Annotated in this window: 4 protein-coding genes; 1 reads left to right on the top strand and 3 read right to left on the bottom strand. The window is 54.2% G+C overall.

Features of this window, described 5'->3' with window-relative positions; translation table 11 throughout:
- Nucleotides 1-785: methyl-accepting chemotaxis protein (locus RTY00_RS23685; RefSeq protein WP_312666596.1), on the bottom strand; the 785-nt coding region annotated here is incomplete at its 3' end.
- 195 nt (nt 786-980) lie between these two features.
- Here RTY00_RS23685 and yedD point away from each other — a divergent pair.
- A complete protein-coding gene (gene yedD / locus RTY00_RS23690) occupies nt 981-1454 on the top strand; it encodes a lipoprotein YedD (protein ID WP_312666597.1) in 474 nt (157 codons plus the stop codon).
- Between the two features lie 134 nt (nt 1455-1588).
- On the opposite strand, the gene fliT is transcribed toward yedD, so the two are convergent.
- Both fliT and fliS read right to left on the bottom strand, forming a co-directional pair.
- The gene (fliT, locus tag RTY00_RS23695; RefSeq protein WP_312666598.1) at nt 1589-1942 is read right to left on the bottom strand and encodes a flagella biosynthesis regulatory protein FliT; all 354 of its coding nucleotides are present in this window, start codon (nt 1940-1942) and stop codon (nt 1589-1591) included.
- The coding region (gene fliS / locus RTY00_RS23700; protein ID WP_312666599.1) for a flagellar export chaperone FliS at nt 1942-2319 on the bottom strand (378 nt) is incomplete at its 5' end. The genes fliT and fliS, both read right to left, overlap by 1 nt.

The following is a 2319-nucleotide window of genomic DNA, read 5'->3' on the forward strand; positions in this document are numbered from 1 at the left end:
CGCACGATCTCCGCCAGACGCACATCCATGCGCAGCAGCGACTGCATCAGTTCGCCCATCTCATCACGCGAAACGCTACCGATATCATGATTTAGTTCACCGGCGGCAATCGATTCGGCCAGTTCGCGTGCCTGACCAATCGATCGGTTGATAGAGCGGATCAGCAACCAGCCAAACACCAGCGCCACGCTCAGCCCAACCAGCAAAATGATAATCAAGCTGTTACGTGCCAACTGGTAATCGCTGTTGCTTTGCTGGTAAGTGAGTTCTGCATGTTGGCGCATCAGCGCGTCGAGCTGATCGATATCCTGTTGCAGCAGCTGACTGCCGCTGCGCAGGCGAGTTTCAATCACCACCAGCGCACCGGATGGGTTGCCGCCCTTCAGCAATTCACCGGCATCTTTCAGCGCGCTTTGCCAGCCGTCGAGATGGGTGATGAATTGCTGGCTGAGCGGTTTGGTTTGCGCGTCAAAAGACAGCTGCTGCCAGGTTTGACGGTCTTTCGCTATCTGCTCGCCGTAATGCGTAATACGGGCCAGACGTTTCTCCACTTCGCTGCTGTCGGTCCAGTAGCGCAGGGCATCGAAAAGGGTTGAGGATTGTTCCTGCACCATGCGGTACAGGCGGGACGAATATTGCAGCGGTAACAGCTCATTCTGGTAGGCGTTTTGCGCCCGTTGGTCGGCGGCGCGCAGGCCGATGATTCCCCAGATGGCCGCAACAATCAGTAAAATGCACAGCAGGCCAACAATCGATGTCAGACGCGCGCGAAGAGTCAATCGCATAACGGTGTTCTCCGTAACGAAGGTGAGTGTGTAGTCGGTAATTATTGTTTTTGCAGGCTCTTTTAACTCCAGAAGAGTTATCGGCGCAGAAGTGAGCAGCTTGAGGAAAAACGTGCGGCGCGCAGCAGATACCTTGCGCAACGGATGGGAAAAATTATAACGTAGCCGCCATTGATGCGAGTGTAGGGATCGAAAATGAAAAAGTGGATGATAGTGGCTGCGCTGGCGCTGAGTGGCTGTGCGCAGATCAGCAATTATGACCAGGCCGTGAAAACCCCGGCGCCGCTGGAGCTCAAGGGCAACTGGCAAACCGTGGGCCCGCAGAGCAAGCTGATCAGTAAACAAGCGATGGGCAGCCTGATTATTGGTGCCGAAGGCGATACGCTGGATTGCCGTCAGTGGCAGCGCGTGATTGCCAAACCGGGCAAATTGACACGTCTGGGCGATGACTGGGTCAACGTGACGCGCCAGGTGCGCGTGATGCCGCTGGTGCTGGAGAACGGTGAGCTGCGTTACGATGGGTTAAGACTGCGTAAAGTGGATCGTCCAACCGTTGAGTGCCAGCAGGCGCTGGAAGAAGTGGCGAAGCGTCCGAACGAGGCGGTGATTCAGGATATCGAGCCAGAGATTATGCGTCCGGTTACGGTGTTGTCTGCATCTGCACAGTAAGTCCCAGGTCGCCATAAATGGCGACCCTACATATTCTGCCCGTAGGGTCGCCATTTATGGCGACCTGGAAATCGGAAAAAAACGGGTGAGAAGCTATCTTCCTACCCGTTTTTCATTCAGTTCATCGCAACGAATCAACCCTGCGGCAAATACACACTACCTTGCTTACCATATGCGCTCATCACCGATTTCTGCATCGATGACTGGCCCACCAGCTGCGTCAATTCATCCATGCGCAACTGCAGCAGACGTTTCACTTCGCTCTCATTATCGAGAATATGGCGCAACACCGGACGCAGTTGCTCTTGCAGCTGGCGCGACGGTGCGGCGGCTTCGGTTGATTGCGCCAGTCTTTGCACCGCACTGACATAGTCCACTTCCTTGGTAATCAAATCATCCCATTCGCCTTCTGCTGCCAAACGCAGCATTCCATGGCTGAGATCGAGTAACTGTTGGTAAACGGTGACGAGTGGCGGTGCAATATTCATTAAACGGCGTCCTGAAGGTGTTGAGGTTGTACGACTTCTTTCCAGGCATCAGCGATATTGCGCAGAAGACCTTCAACTTCTTCGAGGGCTTCGACATCATTATGCAGATTAGCCTGAACCAGACGACGAACCATATAGGCGTAAAGCCCTATCAGGTTGTCGGTAAGGTCATCGCCTGATTGCTCATCGAGGCCCTGCTTGAGTCCGCCCTCGATAATATTAATGGCCTTGGAAATCGAGTTACCTTTTCCCTGGATATTGTTGTCCTGCATAAACAGGCGGGCGCGGACCAGTGCGCTGATCGCACCGTCAAACAGCAGCGTAACCAGCTGTTGTTGATTGGCGCTCATCACTGAGCTCTCCACCCCGATTTTTGC

Origin of the sequence: Pantoea sp. CTOTU49201 (genome assembly GCF_032054795.1) — a bacterium.
Taxonomy (GTDB): Bacteria; Pseudomonadota; Gammaproteobacteria; order Enterobacterales; family Enterobacteriaceae; genus Pantoea; species Pantoea symbiotica.